The organism is Rothia sp. HMSC062H08, from assembly GCF_001810775.1.
Taxonomy (GTDB): Bacteria; Actinomycetota; Actinomycetes; order Actinomycetales; family Micrococcaceae; genus Rothia.
Genome location: NZ_KV802677.1, coordinates 173,727 through 179,913, shown reverse-complemented (window position 1 = coordinate 179,913; position 6,187 = coordinate 173,727). Strand labels below are relative to the sequence as shown.

Sequence of the window (6,187 nt, the reverse complement as noted above, 5' to 3'; positions counted from 1 at the left end):
AATGCGTCCAAGTTTCGGGGCGCAGTTCATATTGTCTCCGGGGTTTTAGTTTTTGGAGGTGCGGGGGCGGGGTCCTGTGATCTTTCCCGAGGCGGTTGCTTGGGTGGGTTGACTGCCAGACTATCTGACTACCTGGCTACCTGGGTGCTGGCTGCCGGGCTATCTGACGACCTGACTGTCCGGTCATCTGGCTATCGGGAGGCAATACAGGAAAAATCTTCAAAAAAATTTGGGATGCAAAGCGTGCGGGGGAGAGGTTAAAGCCACTCTCTGAGCCCCTTGGAAGCTGCTTTGAGGGGTGAAAATCGGCCCCAAAACCCTCCTTTTGAAGAAATTTAAAAAACTTTTTAACCCCAAAAACCCCGGAAACACGCGGAAGTAGCGGGCATAAAACCGTGAATGTGAGGCGGCTCTCTAGATTTCGGCTTGCACGCCTCCAGAAAGACCCGTATAGTTATTACTCGTTCCGGTGATAAGTCGAAAGGCGAGAAACGGAACGGTAATGGGATATGGTGTAATTGGCAACACGAAGGTTTCTGGTTCCTTTGTTCTAGGTTCGAGTCCTGGTATCCCAGCTAACCTCCTAACGGAGGTTACGGCCCCATCGTATAGCGGCCTAGTACTCCGCCCTCTCACGGCGGCAACACCGGTTCAAATCCGGTTGGGGTCACACTAGAAATAAACCCTCAGTCTTCTGGCTGAGGGTTTATTTGTTTATCCGGTAAAGACTGGTTTTAGATTCTACGGTGCCGCCGTGAGCCTCTCACGGCGCCGCTCCTTACGTCGCGGCACTCCGGGGCATGATGGATTTCCTCGCGCGCTCGGCATCATGCCCCTCCGTCACCGTTACAAACCGGTTGGGGTCACACTAGGAAAAGCCTGGTTTCTTCGGAAGCCAGGCTTTTTTGTTTATCCAGTGAAACCGGACTGAGATTCGGTAATGACTTAGCGACTTCAGCCATGGTTAAAAGCTATCCCTCAAAACGCTAACCCAGCCCCAAAGTCCGTACCTCATGACCAGAGTCCATAAGTCATTACTGAACCTGCAGTCACCTCTGGTGGGATGATCTTTTAGATTCCATGGTGCCGCCGCATACTCCTCGAGAAGGGAACGGGAAGAAAAAAAGGGGAGCGCAAAATTTGACCTTCACGCCAAGCCTCGGTATAGTCTTATCCGTAAGCGTGATTGGCGCAGTGGTAGCGCGCTTCGTTCACACCGAAGAGGTCACTGGTTCGAACCCAGTATCACGCACCAATAACCCCCGTTTCAAGGAACGGGGGTTTTATTATGCCCACCGGTATTTGTGTCCACAAGCAGTACAAACCCAGCCGCGGACACAACCACCCGAGAATGAGGTACCCCGTGACAACACCCGAACTCGCCGCAGCCACCGACTACGGACGCATGTACGCGCGCGTCCGCGGAGGAGAACCCCTCGTCCCCTCCATCACCACCGTCATCGGGCAGCACGCCAACGACCTCAGCGGCTGGCACGGGTACATGGCCGCCAAAGCCGCCCTCGAAGACCAGCGCGCCTACCGCGCCACCGGATCCCACGGCCTCAAATTCGCCATCATCCGCGACGCAGCCAGCGCCTCCGAACGATACCGCGACGCAGCCGCCGCCCGAGGCGACCGCGTCCACAACTACGCCGAAGCCGTCGCCCTACGCGCCATGGGCCGCGAACACAACCTCGACGAAAGCCGCGAACAGCTCATCATCAACGGCGAACAAGCCTACGCCGACCGCTTCGACGAATGGTGGGAAGCCTTCAAGCCCCGCCCCCTCGCCGCCGAAGTCACCATCTGGAACGACACCGTCGGCTACGCGGGAACCCTCGACCTCGTCGCAGAAATCGCAGGCCGAACCTGCATCATCGACTACAAAACCAAAGGCACCGACAAACGCGGCCGCGTCAAAGCACTCGACGAAAAAGTCGTCATGCAGCTCGTTGCCGGACTCAAAGCCGAAGAATCCATCGTCGACCCTGACAAAGGCACCTGGGAACCCTGGAAATACGGCGACGCACCCGTCCTCATGGGCGTGGCCCTCGGCGAAACGCAGGTGCTGCCGCAGCAGGCGAACCCCGCCGTGCTCGAACGCAACTGGTACAAGTTCTGCGCCCTGCGCCGCGTCTGGGAATTCGACCGCCAGGTCCAAGAATTTGAAGACCCCGCGCTCATGCCCGTAGTACCCCCGCCCGCGGTATAGGGGAGTAACGAGCGTAGGGGAGAGGCTCAAACCCCCTGAGGAGGTGAGCCTAGGGAGGTGAGCCCAGGGAGGTGAGGCTCAGCCCTCACCCTGCCGCCTCCACCCCAGCGCCTCGATTCGTTCTAGATTCGCGCTACTGAATCGGCGACAATAGAACAATAGGCAGAACGGCGCACCTGCTGTGAAGAATGCGCCCGCTGTGAGAACCTGCTCCTGGGAGACCCCTCCTGCCGAGAGAGCCCGCCAGCGCAGTTTCACCCGCGAGGTTCTACCGGCGCAGTTCTGCAGCCATATTGAAATCCGTAAGCACATTCCCGGCACCCGCCGGCAAAGGAGAACCATGACCATCCTGAGCATCCGCACCGTAGGCGACCCGGTGCTGCGTAGCGTCTGCGACCCCATCACCGTCTTCGACGACGACCTGGCACGGCTTATCGACGACATGCTAGAAACCATGTACGACGTGGGCGGCGTGGGCCTTGCCGGCCCGCAGGTTGGCATCTCCAAACAAATCTTCACCTTCGGCGGCATTGACGACCGCGAAGGCTACATTATCAACCCCGTGCTCGAAGTCGGCGAAGAAGACCAGGAAGGCGGCGAAGGCTGCCTGTCCGTGCCCGGTCAGAAGTCCGCGACCCCTCGCAAGAACTGGGCGCGCGTGACCGGCGTGGACCGCCACGGCGAACCCCTCGTGCTGGAGGGTGAGGGCCTGTTCGCGCGCATGCTGCAGCACGAAACCGATCACCTGCATGGCAAGCTGTTCATCGATCGCCTCGTGGGTGAAGACCGCCAGCGCGTGATGCGTGCCCTGCGCGCCGCAGACTACAACTCGGTTGCCGCGAAGACCGTGACCGAGCGTGCAACCCGCGTGGGCGGTGCCTTCGGCGGCGGTGGCGCGTTCGGTGCAGGCTCTGCCGGTTCCTCCTTCGGTAGCTTCGGAAAGTAGGCTCACATGCTCAACATTATTTACGCAGGCACCCCCGAGGTTGCCGTGCCCCCGCTCGACTACCTGGCGAACTCCGATAAGGTTCGCGTGGTCGGCGTGCTCACCCGCGAAGACGCCCCCGTGGGCCGCAAGCGCGTGCTCACCCCCTCCCCGGTCGCGCAACGTGCCGAAGAGCTCGGCCTGCCCATCGTGAAGGCAAACCGCTGGAACGACGAAGCCGCCGCAGCCATCGCCGAGCTGAACGCTGACGCAGCCGCCGTGGTCGCCTACGGTGCCCTGCTGCCGCTGCCCGCGCTCGAATCCCTGCGCTACGGCTGGGTCAACCTGCACTTCTCCAAGCTGCCCGCATGGCGCGGCGCCGCCCCCGTGCAACGCGCCCTCATCGCCGGTGAGCAGGAAATTTTCTCCACCACTTTCCTGCTCGAAGAAGGCCTGGACACCGGCCCCACCTTCGAACAGGAATCCACCTCCGTAGCCGCTGACGACACCGCAGGCACCGTGCTGATGCGCCTCGCCACCAGCGGCGGCGCACTGCTTGAACGCACCTTCGAACGCCTCGAAGCGGGCGAGAGCGGCACCGTGCAGGTCGAGGACGAGTCGGTCAGTTACGCCTCCAAGATGAGCATTGCCGACGGCCGCCTCACCTGGACCGAACCTGCCGAACAGATTCTGGCACGCTTCCGCGGCGTGACCCCCGAACCCGGTGCATGGTGCGAACTGGGCGAAAACCGCTTCAAGGTCGGTGGCCTGGCGGTTGCCGACGAACGACTGGTGCAGTCCCTGACCGAGGCAAACGGCGGCCCCCTCGCACCCGGTGCGGTGCGTCTGCACGCAAAGAAGGTACTGGTCGGCACCGGTACCGAACCCCTGATGCTGCTGCAGGTTCAGCCTGCCGGCAAGAAAATGATGGATGCGCCCGCGTGGGCTCGCGGCGCTGGCAAGGACATGGCGGAAGGCCTGGTGGTACTCGCATGAGCAACGAAAAGCGCCCCTACAAGGGAGGACACGGCAAGCCCGGTCACGCTGGCAATGGCAAGCCCGGCAACGGCAAGTTCAGCCAGGGTAGCGGTCAGGGTAAGTTCAATCAGGGCGGCGGTCAGGGTGAGGGCGGTGCGAAGCGTAAGCGTCGTCGCCGCTCCGGCGCTGGCAACGGCTCGAGTTCTGGTGTGAGCGAGCAGAACCGCCAGCAGTCCCAGAATTCCCAGCGCGCTCAGAACCAGCGCTCGCAGAATCAAAGCTCGCAGGGCCGCCCGCAGAAGTGGGACGACAACTCCCGCAGCGAATCGCGTACCGGCCGCCGCTTTGACGGCCTGACCAGCGTCGAACGCGCCGCACGCCGCGCCAAGACCGAGCACGACGACACCAAACGCGGTGGCGGCGGCACCTCCCAGCGCAATAAGAGCGGCCACGAACGCAACCGCCGCTCCATGTCCGCCCGCGAATTCTCCGCGGCGGCACCCTCCGCACGCTCGCGTACCGCAGACACCGCACGCGCAACCGTCTTCGACGTACTGCGCTCCGTGGCGGAATCTGACGCCTACGCGAACCTCGTGCTGCCCAAGGCGATTCGTAGCCACCGCCTCGACCACCGCGACGCAGGCTTTGCAACCGAGCTGACCTACGGCACGCTGCGCCACCAGGGCACCTACGACGCAATCCTCAGCCGCTGCGTAGACCGCCCTATCGAGAAGGTCGGCACCACCACCCTGATTGTGCTGCGCATGGGCGTGCACCAGCTGCTGAACATGCGCGTTCCCGCCCACGCGGCGCTGAACCAGAGCGTGTCCCTGGCACGCGAAAAGATCGGTGCGGGCCCGGCAAGCTTCATTAACGCGGTGCTGCGCCGTGTCTCCGAGCGCACCCCCGAAGAGTGGTACGAACTCATCATCGAGGACGCGAAGGACGACACCGAACGCATGGCGCTGCTCGCCTCGCACCCCGCCTGGATTGTGCGTTCCATGCGCCAGGCACTCGTTGCGCACGGCCGCCCCGCCTCCGAAATTGAGCAGCTGCTCGAAGCGGACAACCTCGCCCCCGTGGTGAACCTGGTGGCGCTACCCGGCCTGGGTAGCCTCGACGAGGCACGCGAACAGGGCGCCGTCGACGGCGAGCTGGTTGAAGGTTCGGCGCTGTACGCCTCCGGCGACTTGGCACGCCTGGAATCCGTACGTGAAGGCACCGTCCGCGCTCAGGATGCCGGCTCCCAGCTGGTAGCACGCGCGCTCGCCGCAGCACCCCTGGACGGCACCGACACCGCATGGCTCGACCTGTGCGCAGGCCCTGGCGGTAAAGCGGCGCTGCTCGGCGCGCTCGGTATTCAGCGCGGCGCATCCCTGGTCGCCAACGAGGCGGCACCGCACCGCGCGCAGCTCGTGGAATCCTCCATGCGCCCCCTGCCCGAGGACAGCTACACGGTACTCACCGGCGACGGCCGCCAGATCCGCGAGACCCTGCGCAAGAACGCCTCCGACCTGCCCGGTTCCATTGAGCCCGGTCAGCTTTTCGACCGCGTCATGGTGGATGTTCCCTGCTCCGGTCTGGGTGCCCTGCGTCGCCGCCCCGAGGCGCGTTGGCGCAAGTCCCCGCGCGATATTGCCGAGCTGCTGCCCCTGCAGCGTCAGCTCCTGGATGCGGCCATTGAGGCGACCCGCCCCGGCGGCGTCATCGCCTACGTGACCTGCTCCCCGCACGCGGCAGAAACCCAGAACATTGTTGCCGAGGTGCTCGAAAGCGGCGCGGTCAGCCTGCTCGACTCCGCCGCCGCGCTGCGCGAAGTCGCCCTGCACACCGAAGGCGCGAACGGCGAACCCGTGAGCGTGCTGGCGGGGGAGAAGGACCCTGGCCACACCCCCGAGATTAAGGTCAAGAAGGGCGCATCGGTCGTGAAGGCTTCGGAGAACCCGACCACCGCGCAGCTGTGGCCGCACGTGCATGGAACCGACGCCATGTTCCTCGCCCTGCTGCGTAAGAACTAGCCGCTTCACCGCCTAGCATCACTGGCCATACGGCACGGATTTGAAAGGAACCCC

At 63.3% G+C, this 6,187-nt stretch carries 4 protein-coding genes and 3 tRNA genes; all 7 read left to right on the top strand.

Going from position 1 to position 6,187, the window contains the following annotated elements; all coding sequences use genetic code 11:
- Positions 1–503 precede the first annotated feature (503 nt).
- The 7 genes from HMPREF2765_RS09005 to HMPREF2765_RS08975 all read left to right on the top strand — a co-directional run bounded on the left by HMPREF2765_RS09005 (position 504) and on the right by HMPREF2765_RS08975 (position 6,133).
- Positions 504–575 (top strand) — tRNA-Gln (locus HMPREF2765_RS09005).
- Positions 576–597: 22 nt separating this feature from the next.
- A tRNA-Glu gene (locus tag HMPREF2765_RS09000) sits at positions 598–670 on the top strand.
- A 510-nt stretch (positions 671–1,180) separates the two neighbouring features.
- A tRNA-Val gene (locus HMPREF2765_RS08995) sits at positions 1,181–1,255 on the top strand.
- 108 nt (positions 1,256–1,363) lie between these two features.
- The gene (locus HMPREF2765_RS08990) at positions 1,364–2,212 is read left to right on the top strand and encodes a PD-(D/E)XK nuclease family protein (protein ID WP_070605482.1); all 849 of its coding nucleotides are present in this window, start codon (positions 1,364–1,366) and stop codon (positions 2,210–2,212) included.
- Positions 2,213–2,552: 340 nt separating this feature from the next.
- The gene (gene def, locus HMPREF2765_RS08985) at positions 2,553–3,158 is read left to right on the top strand and encodes a peptide deformylase (RefSeq protein ID WP_049342135.1); all 606 of its coding nucleotides are present in this window, start codon (positions 2,553–2,555) and stop codon (positions 3,156–3,158) included.
- A 6-nt stretch (positions 3,159–3,164) separates the two neighbouring features.
- The gene (locus HMPREF2765_RS08980) at positions 3,165–4,133 is read left to right on the top strand and encodes a methionyl-tRNA formyltransferase (RefSeq protein ID WP_070605473.1); all 969 of its coding nucleotides are present in this window, start codon (positions 3,165–3,167) and stop codon (positions 4,131–4,133) included.
- Positions 4,130–6,133, top strand: a complete 2,004-nt coding sequence (locus tag HMPREF2765_RS08975; protein WP_070605470.1) for an RsmB/NOP family class I SAM-dependent RNA methyltransferase — start codon at positions 4,130–4,132, stop codon at positions 6,131–6,133. Before HMPREF2765_RS08980 ends, HMPREF2765_RS08975 begins: the two co-directional genes overlap by 4 nt.
- Positions 6,134–6,187: the final 54 nt, after the last annotated feature.